Below are 18,630 nucleotides of genomic sequence, written 5' to 3'. Positions count from 1 at the left end.
CTAGCATGAATGCAGTTTGGTTGCCGATCAATCAGAATTTCCCAAAGCTACACCAAGTATTAATTACAGTATAATGGATCAGAACGAGTTAAGGGGAAAAAAGTAATATTGTATCCGCTTAAGTTTATAGGGGGAACCAACGTTGTTGTTGAAAACAGAAGAAAAAATGATCCATGAGGGCAATTGCTTATGGATCGTATAAAGGCAAGACAAATGCTGGATTGGGTCGTGTTGAAGCTGAGAATACCCTGGATTGGGACCAGCATTCTGATCATTCTGGGCTCACTAAGCACTATTTTTCCGTTTACTTTATTCTATGGTGTACAGTTTATGATTGGTAGCGCGGCAGCACTCATTGCTCTTCGTTTGCATGGGGCCATCTATGGATTTGTCACCCTTACAGTTATCCATCTCCTGAATACCGTCTTTGTCGGCATTGTGCCGCACAATTTAACTGTCATGCTTGCCCACTTCATGGAATTAATTTGGATGCTCGGTTGGCAGATCCGCTGGAAGAATGGCAGCTTAATCAAGGCTAATGCTGTCTTTTGGGTAGTGATGTTACTTCCTGTTATCTATGGCGGGCATTTTATGTTGGGTCTAAATATAGACGATTTGAAGTATGAGTATATGTATATTGCTGTGATTGGTATGGTGAATGCGCTGATTGCGGGAATTGTAGTTGATTTTTGGATCACCACGGGTGAACACAAGTCAAAACGCATGGGAACCATTCCACTAACAAGAATTGCGTTTAAATACGTAGTCGCCTTTGTGGTATTTGTTTCTCTCGTACTGTTATCCGCAGATAGCCGCAGACAATTGGGTCAAATGAATGATGCCATATTACGTGATATGAAATATGCAGCAACCGCGGTTGTTCAGGATCTTGATGAAGAGTACGTTACCTCTGAGAATATGGATCAGAATATGGCGCGTTATCATCATCTACTGGGTGTGAATGTGATTCTGCTGAATCGCAATGATACAGTCGTTGCTTCTGGTTTGAATACACTACAGGTGGGCGAGTATCTGGACATGGACAGATTCCGTCTTCTGAAGTCGAAGGATAACCTCATTCTGTTAAGTTCCGCAAATATCCATTACAGCGATGTATTGAATCATTGGAAACAAGCCTCTTTTATCTATGAAGCAGAAATGACAAGGTTAACACCTTATCGGGTATTCATTGTGACTGACTCGTCCGAGTATTACCCCCGAATCGAATCCATTTATCTGACCACGCTGCAATCCCTGTTCATCATCATCGTGGCTTCCATGATCGTAGCGGCTCCTCTCAGCAGTAAGGTTGTTAGCCCGTTGTTAAGACTGACCCGAATGACAGGCTCTCTTCCGAGACTGCTGTTTCGAAATGGGAAGATGGAGTGGCCAACCAGCCATGTAACCGAAGTACAGATCCTGATTGGTAATTTGCGCAAAATGGCCGATGTGCTGCTGGAACAATTCGAACAGATTCGTCACGACAAGTTAACGCTGGAGGACAGGGTTATTGAGCGTACCAAGGAACTCAAGAATAGTGAAGAGGTCAAACGTGCCATTATTGAATCCTCTATTGATGCGATTATCGCTGTGGACTCCAATGGGCTGATCGTTGAGTTTAATCCAGAGGCTGAAAGAATGTTTGGATTGCGTCGGGAAGAAGTGCTCGTGCACAAGGAAGCACCATCTCTTTTTCAAGGGGCCAGCTGCAAGGAGATCAAGAATTTGCTGGAGCGATTTGAATATGTCGAAGGTAAAAGATACACCATCGTTGAAGAAATTTCAGGTATCCGGCGGGATGGTTCCGTATTTCCGATTGAGTACAAAATTGTTGAGATCCAGTTGGGCAAAAATGAGACATTATATAACCTGTTTATTAAGGATATTACGGAGCGGACCAGAGCAGAAGAAGATCGTGTACGTCATGCCCTTGCGCTGGAGAAGCTGAACTCGGAGTTGTTCAATGAGAAGATTGCGATCCAGGAACAGCGAGATATCAGTGAGCAATTTATTGAATCCGTACGAGAAGGGCTCGTGATGTCTGATCGATCAGGGACCATAACCATCGTCAACCGAAGGATAGAAGAGATGTTTGGTTTGGGTGATTTTATGGGAAGATCCATTGAGGATTTGGCGCAGGCGATTGATACGATGGTATTAACGGACAACTTCAATCTGATGGAACAGACGAGAGCATTCCTGAATGGAGAAACGGCGTTTATCGAGACCGAATTTATATTCAATAATGTGGATAAAAGTGTATTTTCCTTGTACATGAAGCAGATGGATGTCCCGGGTAAAAACCATGGGTTTCTGCTGGTGTTCCGTGACCGGACAGGAGAAGAACGGCTGGATCGAATGAAAAATGAGTTGATCAGTGTGGTATCTCATGAGCTTCGAACGCCTGTAGCCACCATAATGGGGTATGTGGAACTCATGATGATGTATGACCTTCCGGCAGCTCAGCAGCGGGAATTCATGCAGACCATCTCTTCGGAGGGCAAGCGGCTGAGCAGTTTGCTCGATGATGTACTGGATATTCAACGTCTCGACAACGAAGGTATGACTTACCACATGACGTATGTACCGCTGGTTGAGTTGGTAGAAGGGGTTGCCGAACAGTGGAATATGAAGTCTGCCCAACGTATCTACGTGCATACGTTTAATGGAGACTTTTTTGCTTATGCTGACCAGAACAGGATGGTTCAGGTTCTACATAATCTGGTGGGCAATGCAGTCAAGTATTCTCCGGGAGCCGATCGTATTGATATTACGTTATGGGAAGAAGAGGAATGGTTATGTCTTGATGTGCGTGATTACGGAATAGGTATTGCGGAGCAAGAGAAGGACATGCTGTTTAATAAATTCTATCGGGTCGATAATTCGGATCATCGGCAGATTGGTGGAACAGGAATTGGCTTGTACATTTCCCGTAAAATTGTAGAGGATCACAAGGGTACGCTGACTTTTATATCTGCACCGCACAAAGGAAGTACCTTCAAGGTTCGACTGCCCAAGCAGGACGTATTGGTCTGAATTTAATGAAGAATGAAGAAATGTATTCCACTTTTTTTATGAATAATGTTTATGTACGAGACCTACGGATAGAGCCTTTGCCCTTCAGCGCGTGAGCGTGATAAGGGGAAAGGCTTTTTTTTGTTTTTCAATTTCCCCGGATAAAAAAACAACTTCTTTTGCAAACTGTCTATAGAGCCATAATTTGCATCCCATGCAAAAGGAGGACGGCAGGTATATGTTCCGTAAACAAGAGAAAACACTCATTATCGTCTGTCTGGTTGCAGCTGTGGTTGTGCTGTATGCCGTTGTGAAGAGCATCATCCGAATCATGAGTTATTGAGATACATGTTCAAGCAGAGGAACTGCTGTCGTACATAACGATTATGTGAAAGAGGAGTGTAACCATGTCATCCCTGGACCCTGTTTTGCTCAGCCGGATACTAACCGGCCTTACCCTGTTTGTACACATTATTTTTGCCTCTATCGGTGTAGGTGTTCCACTTATGATTGCCTTGGCCGAGTGGCGAGGACTCCGAACCAATGATATGCATTACACCTTGCTGGCACGCCGGTGGGCGCGAGGTTTTGTCATCACCGTTGCCGTTGGCGTTGTTACAGGCACCTCGATCGGATTACAGCTCAGTCTGCTGTGGCCGATGTTTATGCGGGTAGCAGGTCAGGCAATCGCCCTGCCGCTATTCATGGAGACGTTTGCCTTTTTTATAGAGGCGATCTTTCTTGGGATTTACCTCTATACGTGGGATCGTTTCAAAAAGAAATATACGCATATGCTGCTGTTGATTCCGGTAGCTCTCGGCTCATCTGCATCTGCGATTTTCATTACAACGGTGAACTCCTTCATGAACCAGCCTCAGGGATTCACCCTGATTAATGGCATCATGAAGGATATCCATCCAATTGCTGCGATGTTGAATCCGGCGACGCCAACCAAGGTGTCCCATGTACTCGCCTCATCCTACACCCTGAGTGCAGGTATCCTGGCGGGGATAGCCGCCTTTAGTTTGCTCCGGGGACGGGATCATGTGTATTACAAAAAAGCACTGAAACTCACGACGGTATCTGCGCTCGTATTTGCCATCAGCACCGTCATGATCGGAGACTCCTCCGGTAAATTTCTGGCGAAATATCAGCCGGAGAAGCTGGCTGCCGCAGAATGGCATTTCAAGACAATGAAGAAGGCACCGCTCGTCTATGGGGGTATTTTGGATGAGAACAATGAAGTGAAATACGCGATTGAGATTCCCTATGCACTTAGCATTTTGGCGGGGAATCGTCCCGATACGGAAGTGAAAGGTCTCGAAGAATTTCCGGCGGATCTGAGGCCACCACTGTCCATTCATTATATGTTCGACCTGAAGGTCACAACGGGAGTAATCATCCTGATGATTCCTGTGTTATATGTATTGCGGCGCTGGTTGCCAGGGCGTAAGCCATACCCCAAATGGCTGTTGCTTGGCATCGTCTTGCTGGGGCCTCTGGCCATGATTGCGATCGAGTTGGGGTGGATGTTCGCTGAAGTGGGCAGGCAGCCTTGGATCTTACGCGGATATATGAAGGTGGCGGAAGCGGCCACGACGTCAACTTCGGTAGGATGGATGTTAGTGTTGTTCATCTTGCTGTATCTGATCCTGTGTTTCTCGTGCATTCGGGTACTCAGCAAGCTGTTCCGCAACAAGGAAGCAGAGAAGGAACTAGAGTCTCTGGGGCTTGAAGGAGGGATCGTGCATTGAGTTTCGAAATTGCAGGCATCGCAATATTGTGGACGTTTTTGTTCGGTTACTTGATCGTTGCGTCGATTGATTTTGGCGCCGGGTTCTTCAGCTTTTATAGCATTTTGACCGGGCATGAGAACAAAATTCATAACATCATTCAGCGCTACCTGTCTCCTGTGTGGGAAGTGACGAATGTATTTTTGATCTTTTTTGTGGTCGGACTGGTCGGGTTTTATCCGGACAGCGCCTTTTATTACGGGACGGCTTTGCTGGTTCCAGGTTCCTTGGCCATTGTACTGCTTGCGATCCGGGGCGTGTATTACGCCTACAATACCTATGGCAATCATGGGCAGAACAGCCGGATCTATATGGCATTGTACGGGGCGACGGGATTGCTGATTCCGGCGGTATTTTCCACCATTTTGGCGATATCCGAAGGCGGGATCATTGAAGAGGTGGGCGATCAGGTGTTTTTTCGCTGGCGTGAATTTTTAACGAATCCCTATACCTGGTCGGTTGTTTTGCTTGCACTGGTTAGTGTGCTGTACATCTCGGCGATGTTTCTTTCCTATTATGCAAAACGGGCGGGGGATGAGCCGGCATATGAGGTACTTCGAGAGTACGCGCTGCTCTGGAGTTTGCCTACCATTTTTGCAAGCTTTCTGGCTTTTCTGCAGATTAACAAACAGAATCCCGAACACTTTGAGCAGATGGTAAATATTTCGTGGATGTTCATCGCTTCGTTTATTTGTTTTGTCATTGCTGTGTCGCTGGTGTGGAGAAGTAAATATCTGGGTTGGTGTTTTGTTGCTGTCATGCTTCAGTTTGCCTTTGCCTGGTATGGTTACGGGCGATCTCACCTTCCGTACATATTGTATCCTTACATCAATATTTACGACGGCTTTACGAATCGCACGATGGGGATTGCGCTCATTACAGCGTTTAGTCTGGGGTTACTCGTGCTCATTCCTTCGCTTGTGCTGATTATGAAGCTGTTCCTGTTTGATGCCAATTATGTGCGCGGTAATTCTGGTAAAAAGAAAGGATGAGTCTGTTCATGGTCACTACTGAGGGAGTCACGGGGATACCCGGTATAACCGGATTGAGCTTTTTTGAGACATTCACCATTATGTACGCCCCTCCACTGATCATTGCGGCTGCTATTGTCTTTCTGTTTATATATCTGGCCGTATATAAGAACCCAAAGGATTGATTGGTTGGTACGTCCATTCCCGTTTGGGGTAATCTGTTGTTAAGAAATGAGGAAGGGAGGAGGGCCCTTTCATGCCGAAAATCCGTTATAACAATATCGATAATGTAAGTACGGACAAAACGCTGAAGGAATTCAAACAATGGAGGGAGCAACGGCGGAGCAAAGTGAAGGACTACTCCTACACCGTGCCCAAACACCCGCCTGAACTGGATTATCTGCATGCCAACCGGGATGACACAAGTATTACCTGGATTGGACACTCCACGTTTTTCATTCAATATTATGGATTGAACATCGTGACTGACCCGGTGTGGGCCGAAAAAATGGGATTTCAACGAAGGCTCGGTGCCCCCGGCATTCCGATTCAGGATATTCCACCGTTGGATGTGATTCTGATATCCCATTCCCACTATGATCATCTGCATCTGGCTTCCTTGCGTAAGCTGATTACAGCCAAGACGTTGCTGATCGTACCCGATGGTCTCAAGCGCAAGATGATTCGCAAAGGATTCCATCGATGCCAGGAGATGAAATGGTGGGATCATATGACACTTGGCGGAGTCAAAATAACTTTTGTTCCTGCACAGCACTGGACGCGCCGAACGTTGTTTGACACCAATACGTCCCATTGGGGCGGTTATGTATTGGAATCGCATCATTCGGCAACGACTTCAGCAGCGGAAAGTGCTGCAACAACGAGCAATCAGGATGAATCATCCACGGAATCAGGGAAGAACGATACATCCAAAACATCAGGCGGTCCGCCTGTGTTGTATTTTGTGGGTGATACAGGTTACTTCCAGGGTTTTAAAACAATTGGAGAACGCTTTGACATTGGTGTTACCCTGATGCCCATCGGTGCCTACGATCCGGAATGGTTCATGACTTCTCAGCATGTGACACCCGAAGAAGCGCTGCAGGGGTTCGTTGAATCCGGCTCACAGCTCATGGTGCCAATGCATTACGGCACATTCAAGCTGGCGGATGATACGCCCAAGGAAGCGCTGGATCGGCTGGAAGCCGAACGTGAACGGCTAGGCATTGGTAAAGAGCGGATTCGGGTGCTTGGTCATGGCGAGACACTCCGCATTCACCACGAGGAAGGTAAACGGGGCTAACAAAAGTGAGCCAAATATGTTAATGTAGGGATATGCCTGCATGAACAGTGTATTTACCAAATCTTTAATAAGTAAAAAGCGGCCAATTTTCGAATTTGCCGCTTTTTTGTGTTATAATATGGTGCCAGAATAGGCATCGGGATATTGAATCCATGATTTACGCAACTTGCTATTCATGCAGTATGCAGATTAACCAATAAAGGATGGTATGCTTAATGATCAGTACAAGCGGCATCACGCTCCGCTACGGAAAACGTGCACTTTTTGAAGATGTAAATATCAAATTCACGCCAGGGAACTGTTACGGCCTGATCGGCGCCAACGGAGCCGGCAAATCAACATTCTTGAAAATTTTGTCTGGTGAGATTGAAGCCAACTCGGGAGAGGTGCACATCACCCCGGGCGAACGTATGGCCGTTTTGAAGCAAAACCACTTTGAATATGATGAGTATCCGGTTCTCGAAACGGTAATTATGGGTCATAGTCGTCTGTATTCCATCATGAAAGAGAAGGATGCTTTGTATGCGAAGGCAGACTTCACAGAAGAAGACGGTTTGCGTGCAGGTGAGCTTGAAGGGGAATTCGCTGAGCAAAACGGCTGGGATGCTGAACCAGATGCAGCGGCGCTCCTGATCGGTCTTGGCATTGTTCGTGACATGCATGACAAAAAAATGATAGAGCTGAGCGGAAACGAAAAAGTCCGTGTATTGCTGGCACAAGCGTTGTTTGGCCGTCCAAACAACCTGTTGCTCGATGAGCCTACCAACCACTTGGATCTCGAATCCATTCAATGGCTGGAGAACTTCCTGATGGATTATGAAGGTACCGTTATTGTGGTATCCCATGACCGTCACTTCCTGAACAAGGTATGTACGCATATCGCAGATATTGACTTCGGTAAAATCCAGATGTACGTAGGTAACTATGACTTCTGGTATGAGTCCAGCCAATTGGCACTTGCTCTGCAGCGGGATGCCAACAAGAAAAAAGAAGAGAAGATTAAAGAGCTACAAGCCTTTATTCAACGTTTCTCTGCGAACGCTTCGAAGTCCAAACAGGCGACTTCCCGGAAGAAAACACTCGACAAAATCACATTGGATGACCTTCGTCCATCCAACCGTAAATACCCGTTTATCAACTTCAAGCCTGAACGTGAAGCAGGTAAACAATTGCTGACGGTAGATCGTATTGACAAATCCATCGATGGTGTGAAAATGTTGAATGATGTGAGCTTTGTGGTGAACAAAGGTGACAAAATTGCATTTGTTGGCCCGAACGGAAATGCCAAATCACTGTTATTTGATATTCTCATGGGTGAAACCGAAGCAGATAGCGGCGAATATACTTGGGGTATAACGACGACTCAGGCTTATTTCCCGAAAGACAACTCCCAATATTTTGACGGTGTAGACATGACTCTCGTGGATTGGCTCCGTCAGTATTCGAAAGATCAGGATGAAACGTATCTGCGTGGATTCTTGGGCCGTATGCTGTTCTCCGGTGAGGAGTCCCAGAAGAAGGCTAGCGTACTCTCCGGGGGGGAGAAGGTTCGTTGTATGCTGGCGAAAATGATGCAGACAGGTGCAAACGCACTGATTCTGGATGAGCCAACGAACCACTTAGATCTTGAATCCATCACAGCACTGAATAACGGTATGATTGACTTTGACGGCACAATGCTGTTTACATCCCATGACCATCAGTTCATCCAAACGATTGCTAACCGGATTATCGAAATTACGCCAACAGGCATCATTGATCGCCAAATGAGCTATGACGAATATCTGGAAAGTGATGAAATCAAAGAACTGCGCAATAAAATGTATCCGGTAGAAGCTTAATCTAAGCATCATCTGCGGCACATGATTATAGGAACACCAAAGAACCGCAAGCCTCTGTGAAGAGGGCTTGCGGTTCTTTTTGTAATTCAATGGTTTCTCGGCGGCTTTAAGACCTAAGATCCACCAGTACGGCGACGTTGGTTGTTAGGCTTTTTGTTGTTTTGACTCTTCATCGCTTTAGGTCCGCCTTCAAAGTAGGCGCTGGATTGGTTACCAGAATTTGCTTGTTCTTTCTTTTGCGCCAGTTTTTGGCGTATAGCATCCTGCAAACTGACCTTTTTCGGTTCGTTATTTTCGCTCATCGTTATTTCCCTCCCGGTCTTACAGTGAGCCGTCCAGATTGGACGGGATGTACCTATTTTATACGTTTTACAAAAGCCCTACAAGGGCAACCTGATAAAATGCTCAAAACCTTTGGTTTTACCCAGGCCAACATTTTTTCTCAATAACTACAGCCCTGCCGTCTGGCAACTTTGTTTCGGCTTGCCTACAGCAATGCAACCTGGCAACACTGTTTCTGTAGACCCACACGCTCCGCATTTGGTAACATGGAAAAACCGTAATACGAAACGTTAAAGGGGTGTCGCCCGGTTTGAACGCTTATGAAGAAATTCGAAAAGGGGAGCGAGGGGCTTGGGTTAGTATCGTAGCCTATCTCGTCTTGTCCGCTTTTAAGCTGATCTGTGGATATTTATTTGCTTCCAGCGCCTTGCTGGCCGATGGTTTTAATAACCTTACAGATATTGTAGCATCCATTGCTGTACTGATTGGGCTTCGGATCTCCCAGAAACCACCTGATTCGGATCATGCCTATGGTCATTTTAGAGCGGAGACGGTTGCTGCTTTGGTAGCTTCATTTATTATGGCTATGGTTGGGCTGCAAGTATTGGTTGAAGCCGTTCGCTCCTGGTATGAAGGAGCCTTTGTTGCTCCAAACCTGTGGGCGGCAGCGGTGGCTGTAGTCTGTGCTGTGGTGATGTTAGGCGTGTACCGTTACAATCACCGTCTGGCAAAACAAATTAATAGTCAGGCTCTGATGGCTGCGGCGAAAGATAATCGTTCCGATGCCTGGGTCAGCATAGGCGCTGCAATTGGAATTATAGGTGCGCAGTTTGGACTTCCATGGCTGGATAAAGTAGCTGCCATTGCTGTAGGTCTGTTGATCTGCAAAACGGCTTGGGAGATTTTTCGGGATTCTACACATCGTCTTACCGACGGATTTGACCAGAAGGAACTGACGGATCTCAGATCCTCCGTAGCACGCGTTCCCGGTGTTGAGATGATCAAGGACGTGAAGGCACGTGTGCACGGCAGTCATGTACTTGTGGATGTAGTCATTGAAGTGGACGGAGGCCTAAGCTTGATTGAAGGCCATCAGATCTGTGACCGTGTTGAAGAGCGGTTGAAGCGATCGCATAACATCATGCATGTACATGTACATGTGGAACCAAAGACGGAAGAAGTCACAAGGAACCCTTGAACAGGGAGTGAACATCTTGGAAAATGAAAAGAGGACAGCCGCAATTGTGCGTGCTGTCCTCTTTACTTATCATTAGAACGATTATACGATGTTATTGAATGGCAACGTGGATCCACGCTTTGCCTTTCCAAGTGTATACTTGTACCCACTCGCCGCCATCGAATCCATCAACCACTTCACCTGTTGTATCGATGACTTGGGAACCTAATGCACCGATTGGTTTACCGTTAGGTGCATCATAGAACCAAGTGCGCTCCAGAAGGTTCAGCAACATCGTTGGTGCCAGTACTTCATCACCTGGTTTTACGAGTGGCTCTTCAAACATTTTCTCATCTGTAGTCGTAGCTGGCGTTTCAGTTGTAGTTGAAGTACCTTCTGCACCTGTAGTGTCTACTGTTGTACCTGTTACAGTCTCAGCAGTACCTTCTACTGTTTCTACAGCAGGTTTGTTCACTTCAACAGCTGGAGTTGTTGTGGTCGTTGTCGTTGTTGTAGCCTCAGTTCCTGTTTCCGGATTTACCGTTCCAGTAACCGCTTCCTCAGCACCCGCAGCGGCAGCCATCGAACCCATCAACGTTAAAGCAGCGGCAAAACTTACGATTTTTTTCATTTTGTTTTTCCTCCTCGGTAGGTATGTAAAATGTTGTCCTGATTACAAGTAACCAAGCAAGCACCCTTATGAATCACAAATTATAACAATATTTTCTTGCATTCTCCAGTGTCAACTGGCTCATATGTGGGTATATAGCAAGCCTGTAAATATCATACTTCAGTGGGATAAAACCGGGTTGGCTATCTCAAGAAGGTCCTGTTTTTTTTGGGATTCATACGAGAGCGGATTGGAATAAAGCAGAAGGGAGTGCAATACATAATATAGAAAAGTTGACCTATGCCTGAACGCACAAAAGCCAATCGGCTTGGGAGCACGATCGGCTTTTGTATGTATTTCGTTTAGTAAACACTCAGTCATATCAGAGCCTGAGGTTATCGCATTCGGCTACGTCCCGTAATCAGGGAGATTACGAACAGTACAACAAAGATGAAGAAGAGTACTTTCGCGATTGAAGCAGCTGCTTCAACAATACCGAAGAATCCAAAAATACCTGCTACCAGTGCAATAATTAGAAATAATACAGACCATTTCAACATAAGTATTCATCCTTTCGTATAATTGATTGTGGAGTGAGTTGTGTTCACCTCACCGCCTTGTGTAGTCTAACTTTAACCGAGTGCTAACCGCTTGAAACATTGGTTTTTTTTCCAAGCGAAGGCATATATGAAGGGATATATAATATTGTTTCGTCCGGGAAATCGCCGGGTAACTATAGCAATAACAAACTGATGCACATATGGAAAGAGAGGTTCTTCTATGATCTATCAAATTAGCGTGGCCCTGATTGCAGTGGCATTTGCAGTACTGGTATTCTTTTTAATTCGTACCTTGAAATCCGCTCAGGGTTCTTTGGACAATGTCTCACAGACATTGCAGGAGGTACAGAAAACCATTGACGAACTTAGTTATGAAGTGAAGCAGACGGTAAGACATGCCAATGATATTACGGTGGATGTACAACACAAAATGAAAAAAATTGATCCTGTTATGGAATCTGTTGAAAATCTGGGAGAAGTGTTAAATGAAGTGACGGCAGCAGCCAAACAAGTTTCCACAACGCTGATGGCGAAATTTCAGACCAAACGTAACAACGCTGAACAGACCAAGCATGCTGAAGCGGTTCATGTAACTGCACCGCCTGCTACATCAACGGATCGTACCCTGCAATCCTATGAAGCTACATATAATGGTGAAGCTAAGGGCGGGAAAAACTGGATGAAGTATGTTGATGTTGCAGCGAACGTATGGCAACGGATGCGCAAGTAACATGACCGCTTTGTAACCCATGAAGAAGCCTTCAGAGCGGTGATGAACCTGATGAAAGGGTGAGAATCATGATGAAACTACTGCTTGTGATGTTTAGCGTAATTTCTCCCTTTTCCGTTCAACCGGCAGCGGTACCCGCTGCTCACGATATGCAATGGACGGCAATGGAAGAGAAGGCGTCAGAGGTAACTCTGGCTGTTGATCGATCCGAGACTTTCCAGCATTTTCGGACTCTGAATGGCATTTCTCTGGATGACACCATGGATGATTTGTTGGCCAATAAGGGCCAGCCGGGGCATAAGCAGGAAGATCCTTATCTGGGATGTCCTGAATATCACTTTCATGATGTGAAGGTTGGCTTGTGTGAAGATACGGATGTCATTCAATATGTGCATATCGATGCATCTGAGAATCACATCATGTTAAACGGAAAGAGAATTGAGATGAATATTGAAGCGATCCATCATGCTCTAGGGAAACCTTATTATGTGGCAGAGGACGGAGAAGTGTTTCTCCGTGGAGACCAGGCTCTGAAGGTATATATGAAGTCAGGATCTCATCAGATTGAAGGCATTGATCTTTTTGATGACACAGTTTCCTAGGATTGGTTATTACCAAATCGTTTCAAACCCATATAGTATGGTTATATACTAAGTAGCTCGATACAGAAGATTAAATCAGAGGAGAGTGGAAACGATGAATTCAACCAATGAGCAAGCTTATGCAAAAGTGGTAGAAAACGGAGTCCAGGCGGTAGAAGCGGTGAAAGAATTGCAGATTACCGGATACCTTGCTGATCAAATCTTTGTTCTCGCCCATGAGAAGGATCGTACAGATCGAATTGCCGATACAGCAGATGCCAAAGAAATTGGCATAAAGGAAGAAGGCGTATTTGATTCCTTGGCGAATCTGTTCCGCTCACGTGGTGATGAACTCCGGGCCAAAATTGTTTCGATGGGCTTTACCGAAGCCGAAGCGGACTTCTACGAGAGTGAACTCGACAAGGGTAAAGTACTCGTTATTGCTAAAAAGAAAGATTAACTCGATAAGTTGAAGTTTGCTGAACATGGACAAGCTTCTGAATCATTTATGTAAAATGCTTAATCAAAAACATAGATAAGGAATGGGGCTTTCCCCATTCCTTATCTATGTTTTTGCAAGTTTGGAAGCGGGATCAGGACGCTGCAAAAACAGGGTGAGTCGCGGGGATATTCCCCTACGATGGTGCCATTTACTGATAGAAGTTTTTTGTTTTTACGATTATAGTTATACTAGGAATTATTATGTCTACTGCCGTTTTGTATGCAAAATTTGTATAATCAACGTTTGTTTTAACCTAATAAGAATCGACAAACCCGGACGCCACAGATAAGGAGATATCAATGAGAATACTTATTGTTGACGACAATCCGACGAATGTCATTATCATTCGAGAAATTCTGAAAAAAGAAAACTATCGTGACATTGTAACGGCGAGTTCCGCCATGGAAATGTTTGAAGTGTTAGGAATTGGGGAGGAAAGCAACGAACTTCGTCCAAGACCGTCGGATATTGACCTGATTTTGCTAGATATGATGATGCCTGAGATGGACGGTATCGAAGCCTGCAGTATTGTGCAGAAATTTGAGAATCTGAAGGATATACCGATTATTATGGTGACTGCCATCGGAGACTCCAAGAAACTTGCCGAAGCATTGGATGCTGGTGCATCTGATTATGTGACCAAGCCGATTAATAAAGTCGAACTGATGGCCAGAATTCGACTCGCACTTCGTTTGAAACAGGAGAAGGATTGGCATAAAGAGCGTGATCAACGTATTCAGGATGAGCTCAAGTTGGCAGCGATGGTCCAAAATGCTGTATTAAGTCCGGCAATTAGGGACCCGTTGTTCCAAGTGCATGCCATCTATAAACCATCCTTTGAGCTTGCGGGTGATCTGTATTCTTGGTACCCCCTTGGGGAAGGCCGTTACGGAGTACTGCTGCTCGACATGATGGGACACGGGATATCTTCATCCCTGTTTACCATGTTTATCGCTTCTGTGTTAAAAGATACGGTTACCACTTATGTGGATCCAGAGAAGGTCATTCAGGAGTTGAACCGTCGTTTTAACCAGCTCCATCTGGAAAAACAATTGGTGCAGTATTATTTCACGGCAATTTATTTGGTCGTTGATACACGGATGAAACGTATTGATTATGTTAATGCGGGGCATCCACCTGCTTTATTTTTCCGAAACGACGGCAGTGTCACCACATTTGACAGCGTCTGCTGTCCTGTTGGTTTATTTGACAAGATGGATATTGAACCACAAACGATCCATTATGAGGGTGACGGGCATATTGCACTCTATACGGATGGATTATTGGAAGCTGTTCAGGGCGGGCAGGAAGAACAACATGAATTCCTGATCGAAAAACTGACTGGCTCACATCAGTGGAATGAAGCTGCTATGCAGGCCATGTTTTTTGACGACGAAATTCCCCAAGAGCGGGATGATGATAAATGTCTGGTCTGGATTACTTTGAATAAAGGGGCGGGGGATGAATGAAGATCAGGAATAAACTGCTGATTGGTTTTACCGCTCTGATGGCCATTTTGATCGTGCTCACGTTTGTGAGTTATGAACGGTTAAACAGCAGTAATCAACAGATTGATCAGATGTATCAGGAACGTTATCTCAAAGTAAGGTTCACTTCTGCTGCACGTGGAGAGGTCAATGATATTGCCAAAGTGCTGGCTAACTTGTTATTGAATCCGAACAATTCGATTAATGCTGCTGAGGGTGACCTGAAGGAGATGAAGGATCGGGGGGATGGTTACCTCGCAGAAGTGAGAAACCGGGCAGACAGTGCACCTGAACATCAACTGGTGGATCGTGTGAATACGGCGTGGACCGCTTATACATCTTATGCAACGAGACAGATCAACCTGATGTCCCAAAACCGGGTAGAAGATGCGAATAACTACCGCAATTCAACAGGACTCGCGGTGCAAAAAGAAACTGTGGATAGTTTGAATGCTCTTTCACGTTATCAGGACCAAGAGATTGATGCTGAGATCAAGAACGCTAACGAAGCGTATACGAGAGCAGTACAGATCACGATAAGTATCATGATTGCCGGGTTGTTGCTTGCATTGGGTGTCATTCTGTGGGTGCTGCCGAGTATTACACGGGGTCTGAACACTGTATCTATGATGATTACCAGCTTTGGTAAAGGGCGTTACCGAACCATTCGGCGCATACAGGTCAAATCAACCGATGAGATTGGTCAGATTGCCAGTGTGTTCAAAGATGTATCCAGTGATCTGGAAGAAAAACTGGAGATCGAGAGGGCTTATGTGCAGGCTCAGCAGGATCAAAACTGGATGAGTTCGAACATCGCAAGAGTCCCGGAGCTGCTTCGGGGGATTGGCTCCATTCGCCAAATTTCACAGATGTTTATCAGTGAGTTCACACCTGTGCTTGGTGCTCAGTTGGGTGTCGTCTATCTGATCGATGAGGAGAAACATCCCGACGAACTGAGACGTTACGGTGCATACGCATTTGAAGAGAACGAAGATGTTGGTAAGGAAATGTATCGCATCGGGGAAGGCCTGATTGGTCAAGCCGCGCTGGATATGACACCGATTATTCTGGAAAATACGCCCGAAGATTACGTGCATATTGGTTCAGCTTCAGGCTCAACACGTGCTGCGGGTATCATGATCTATCCTGTCGTGTTTGAAGATGAACTGATTGGTGTAGTTGAAGTGGCTTCCTTTGAAGGTTTCAATGAACTGCACAAGCAGTTATTCACACAACTGATTATGAACCTGGGCGTAATTTTGAACAACGTTCGACGTCGTTTGCGTGTGGAGGAGCTGCTACGTGAATCCCAGGCACTGACTGAGGAACTGCAGGTTCAATCGGAAGAATTGCAGACACAGCAAGAAGAACTTCGTCGTTCCAATGAGAATCTGGAGGAGCAGACAGAGGCGCTTAAACGATCTGAGGAGTTGCTACAGCGTCAGCAGGAAGAACTGGAACATTTTAATACGGAACTCATTGCCAAGACGCGGGCGCTTGAAGAGCAGGTGCGTGAAGTTGAAGAGAAAAATGACGAAATTGAGAAAACGAAGACACAGTTGGAACAGCAAGCTACACAGCTGTCGATGACAAGCAAGTACAAGTCCGAATTTTTAGCGAATATGTCACATGAACTCCGTACACCATTGAACAGTCTGCTCATATTGTCCCAGTTATTGTCGGAGAACAAAGGTGGAAATCTGACTGACAAACAGCAGGAATATGCGCAAACCATCTACATGTCGGGCGCGGATCTGCTGAAGATGATTGATGAGATTCTGGATCTGTCCAAGGTGGACGCAGGTAAGATGGATATCAATTATGAGACCGTACGAATGGAAGAGCTGACCAGCTTTGTTCAGCAGAACTTTGGACCGATGGCGAACAAAAAGGAACTGAACTTGAATATTGATTTCGACAGCGATCTACCGGAATGGGTGTACACCGACAGCCATCGCGTCAAACAGATTTTACGGAATTTGTTGTCGAACGCATTTAAGTTCACCAATCGAGGTTCGGTTAGTCTAATTGGACGACGGATGAAACCGGAAGAACTGCCGGGTTATATGAACACCAATCAGGAATATCTCGGATTCAGTGTAAAAGACACCGGCATTGGTATTCCATCGGACAAGACGGATCTGATCTTTGAAGCGTTCCAGCAAGTAGACGGGACCACAAGTCGGAAATACGGTGGAACTGGTCTGGGATTGTCCATTAGCAGGGAACTGGCACGTTTGCTTGGTGGTGCAATACAGGTGGAATCATCCGAGGGAGAAGGTAGCTGCTTTACCTTATACCTGCCGGATAATCATGAAGAGGAAGCCTTGGCGGAGGAAGGTGCTTCAAGAGAAGCGGCTGTTTCCTCAGAGGATCTTTATGAAAAGTCCATCGAAGCACGGACCATGCTTTCAAGTCATCAGTCCATTCTCTCTCCTGATCCGGAGCGTAGCGTGGGTACAGATCTTTCTCCTTCCCATACTCCAGATGTCACGCAGATCGAAGATGATCGGGAGAATCTGATGGAAGGTGACAAAATCCTGCTCATCATTGAGGATGACGTGAACTTTGCACATATTTTGACGGATATGGCGAGAGGAAGAGGCTTCAAAGCACTTGTTGCCCTTCAAGGGGATAAAGGACTTGAAATGGCACGTCAATATCTGCCGGATGCCATTATCCTGGATATTCAATTGCCGGTGATGGATGGTTGGACCATTCTGGGCGAGCTGAAGAGCAGTTCGGCAACACGCCACATTCCGGTTCATGTGATTTCAGTCATTGATGATATGAAGCAAGGTCTGATGATGGGCGCCATTGCGTATCTGAAAAAACCTTCGAGCAAGGATTCACTGGATAAAGCATTCTCACATATCAAATCATATACTGAGAATCAATTGAAACGATTGTTGATCGTCGAAGATGATGAAATTCAGCGTAAAGCCATTATTGAATTGATTGGTCATGATGATGTTGCAATCACTGCTGTGTCGACAGGTAGTGAGGCGTTAAATGAATTACACAGCCAGCGTTATGACTGTATGGTACTGGATCTGATGTTAACGGATATGACCGGGTTTGAGTTGCTCGACCAGATTCGCGATGATGAATATCTGAACGATCTGCCGATTATAATTTATACAGGCAAAGAACTGGATTCCAAGGAAGAAATGAAGCTGCGCAAATATGCGGAATCCATCATTATCAAAGATGTGAAGTCACCGGAACGTCTGCTGGATGAGACCACTTTGTTCCTGCATCGGGTAGAAGCCAATTTGCCGGAAGACAAGCGTCGAATCTTACAGAAACTACACAACAAAGAAACGTTGTTTGAAGGCAAGAAAATATTGCTTGTAGATGACGATATTCGTAACGTATTTGCCCTTTCGAGTGTTCTTGAAGGCTATCGGATGGATGTGACGTTTGCTGAGAACGGCCGAGAGGCTTTGGAGATTTTAGACAAAAATCCGGAATTTGATCTGGTACTGATGGATATGATGATGCCAGAGATGGACGGTTATGAAGCGATGACACGAATCAGACAGATCCCGCAGTTTGAAAAGTTGCCGATTATTGCGCTTACGGCCAAAGCCATGAAAGAGGATCGCGGCAAATGTATTGAGGCCGGAGCATCTGATTATGTGAAAAAACCGATCCAGACAGATCAATTGTTATCCTTAATGCGCGTATGGCTGTATTCGTAAGTTCATTATTCGTATGCTCATTGTTTGGGTAATGAAAGACAATACGACGAATACGCAAGTAACAAATGAAGAAG

General features: G+C 45.5%; 15 protein-coding genes. 12 read left to right on the top strand and 3 right to left on the bottom strand.

Annotation, left to right across the window (positions count from 1 at the left end):
- Nucleotides 1–189: 189 nt before the first annotated feature.
- The 6 genes from NSQ20_RS27075 (at nt 190) to NSQ20_RS27050 (ending at nt 8,923) form a co-directional block, all read left to right on the top strand.
- The gene (locus NSQ20_RS27075) at nt 190–3,036 is read left to right on the top strand and encodes an ATP-binding protein (protein WP_340018524.1); all 2,847 of its coding nucleotides are present in this window, start codon (nt 190–192) and stop codon (nt 3,034–3,036) included.
- 386 nt (nt 3,037–3,422) lie between these two features.
- Nucleotides 3,423–4,769: a cytochrome ubiquinol oxidase subunit I gene (locus tag NSQ20_RS27070; protein WP_076319640.1), complete on the top strand. Its 1,347-nt coding sequence runs from the start codon at nt 3,423–3,425 to the stop codon at nt 4,767–4,769.
- Nucleotides 4,766–5,800: a cytochrome d ubiquinol oxidase subunit II gene (locus NSQ20_RS27065; RefSeq protein WP_036606967.1), complete on the top strand. Its 1,035-nt coding sequence runs from the start codon at nt 4,766–4,768 to the stop codon at nt 5,798–5,800. Before NSQ20_RS27070 ends, NSQ20_RS27065 begins: the two co-directional genes overlap by 4 nt.
- Before the next feature lie 8 nt (nt 5,801–5,808).
- Complete coding sequence (locus tag NSQ20_RS27060) at nt 5,809–5,964, top strand: hypothetical protein (RefSeq protein ID WP_165790098.1); 156 nt, start codon at nt 5,809–5,811, stop codon at nt 5,962–5,964.
- Between the two features lie 71 nt (nt 5,965–6,035).
- On the top strand, nt 6,036–7,082 hold the full coding sequence (locus tag NSQ20_RS27055; RefSeq protein ID WP_076319639.1) for an MBL fold metallo-hydrolase: 1,047 nt from the start codon (nt 6,036–6,038) through the stop codon (nt 7,080–7,082).
- A 215-nt stretch (nt 7,083–7,297) separates the two neighbouring features.
- Nucleotides 7,298–8,923 carry an ATP-binding cassette domain-containing protein gene (locus NSQ20_RS27050; RefSeq protein WP_036606972.1) on the top strand — a complete coding sequence of 542 codons (1,626 nt, stop codon included), beginning with the start codon at nt 7,298–7,300 and terminating at the stop codon, nt 8,921–8,923.
- A 113-nt stretch (nt 8,924–9,036) separates the two neighbouring features.
- Here NSQ20_RS27050 and NSQ20_RS27045 read toward each other — a convergent pair whose 3' ends face one another.
- The gene (locus NSQ20_RS27045; RefSeq protein WP_017692261.1) at nt 9,037–9,225 is read right to left on the bottom strand and encodes a hypothetical protein; all 189 of its coding nucleotides are present in this window, start codon (nt 9,223–9,225) and stop codon (nt 9,037–9,039) included.
- Between the two features lie 290 nt (nt 9,226–9,515).
- Between NSQ20_RS27045 and NSQ20_RS27040 the strand changes: the two genes are divergently transcribed.
- Complete coding sequence (locus NSQ20_RS27040; protein ID WP_036606974.1) at nt 9,516–10,403, top strand: cation diffusion facilitator family transporter; 888 nt, start codon at nt 9,516–9,518, stop codon at nt 10,401–10,403.
- 91 nt (nt 10,404–10,494) lie between these two features.
- On the opposite strand, the gene NSQ20_RS27035 is transcribed toward NSQ20_RS27040, so the two are convergent.
- Nucleotides 10,495–11,013 (bottom strand): hypothetical protein, encoded by a 519-nt coding sequence (locus tag NSQ20_RS27035; protein WP_143781127.1) that lies wholly within the window; start codon nt 11,011–11,013, stop codon nt 10,495–10,497.
- 374 nt (nt 11,014–11,387) lie between these two features.
- Nucleotides 11,388–11,552: a DUF1328 domain-containing protein gene (locus NSQ20_RS27030; RefSeq protein ID WP_017692264.1), complete on the bottom strand. Its 165-nt coding sequence runs from the start codon at nt 11,550–11,552 to the stop codon at nt 11,388–11,390.
- A gap of 220 nt (nt 11,553–11,772) precedes the next feature.
- On the opposite strand from NSQ20_RS27030, the gene NSQ20_RS27025 reads away from it, so the two are divergent.
- The 5 genes from NSQ20_RS27025 (at nt 11,773) to NSQ20_RS27005 (ending at nt 18,556) form a co-directional block, all read left to right on the top strand.
- Nucleotides 11,773–12,282, top strand: a complete 510-nt coding sequence (locus NSQ20_RS27025; RefSeq protein ID WP_036606976.1) for a DUF948 domain-containing protein — start codon at nt 11,773–11,775, stop codon at nt 12,280–12,282.
- Nucleotides 12,283–12,350: 68 nt separating this feature from the next.
- On the top strand, nt 12,351–12,884 hold the full coding sequence (locus tag NSQ20_RS27020) for a hypothetical protein (RefSeq protein WP_036606978.1): 534 nt from the start codon (nt 12,351–12,353) through the stop codon (nt 12,882–12,884).
- A gap of 94 nt (nt 12,885–12,978) precedes the next feature.
- The gene (locus NSQ20_RS27015; protein WP_017692267.1) at nt 12,979–13,323 is read left to right on the top strand and encodes a general stress protein; all 345 of its coding nucleotides are present in this window, start codon (nt 12,979–12,981) and stop codon (nt 13,321–13,323) included.
- Nucleotides 13,324–13,664: 341 nt separating this feature from the next.
- Nucleotides 13,665–14,834 (top strand): fused response regulator/phosphatase, encoded by a 1,170-nt coding sequence (locus NSQ20_RS27010; RefSeq protein ID WP_036606980.1) that lies wholly within the window; start codon nt 13,665–13,667, stop codon nt 14,832–14,834.
- Nucleotides 14,831–18,556 carry a response regulator gene (locus NSQ20_RS27005; RefSeq protein ID WP_036606982.1) on the top strand — a complete coding sequence of 1,242 codons (3,726 nt, stop codon included), beginning with the start codon at nt 14,831–14,833 and terminating at the stop codon, nt 18,554–18,556. Before NSQ20_RS27010 ends, NSQ20_RS27005 begins: the two co-directional genes overlap by 4 nt.
- Nucleotides 18,557–18,630 lie beyond the last annotated feature (74 nt).

The organism is Paenibacillus sp. FSL K6-1122 (assembly GCF_037977015.1).
GTDB classification, from domain to species: Bacteria; Bacillota; Bacilli; order Paenibacillales; family Paenibacillaceae; genus Paenibacillus; species Paenibacillus amylolyticus.
This window is presented reverse-complemented; position numbering and strand designations above follow the sequence as displayed.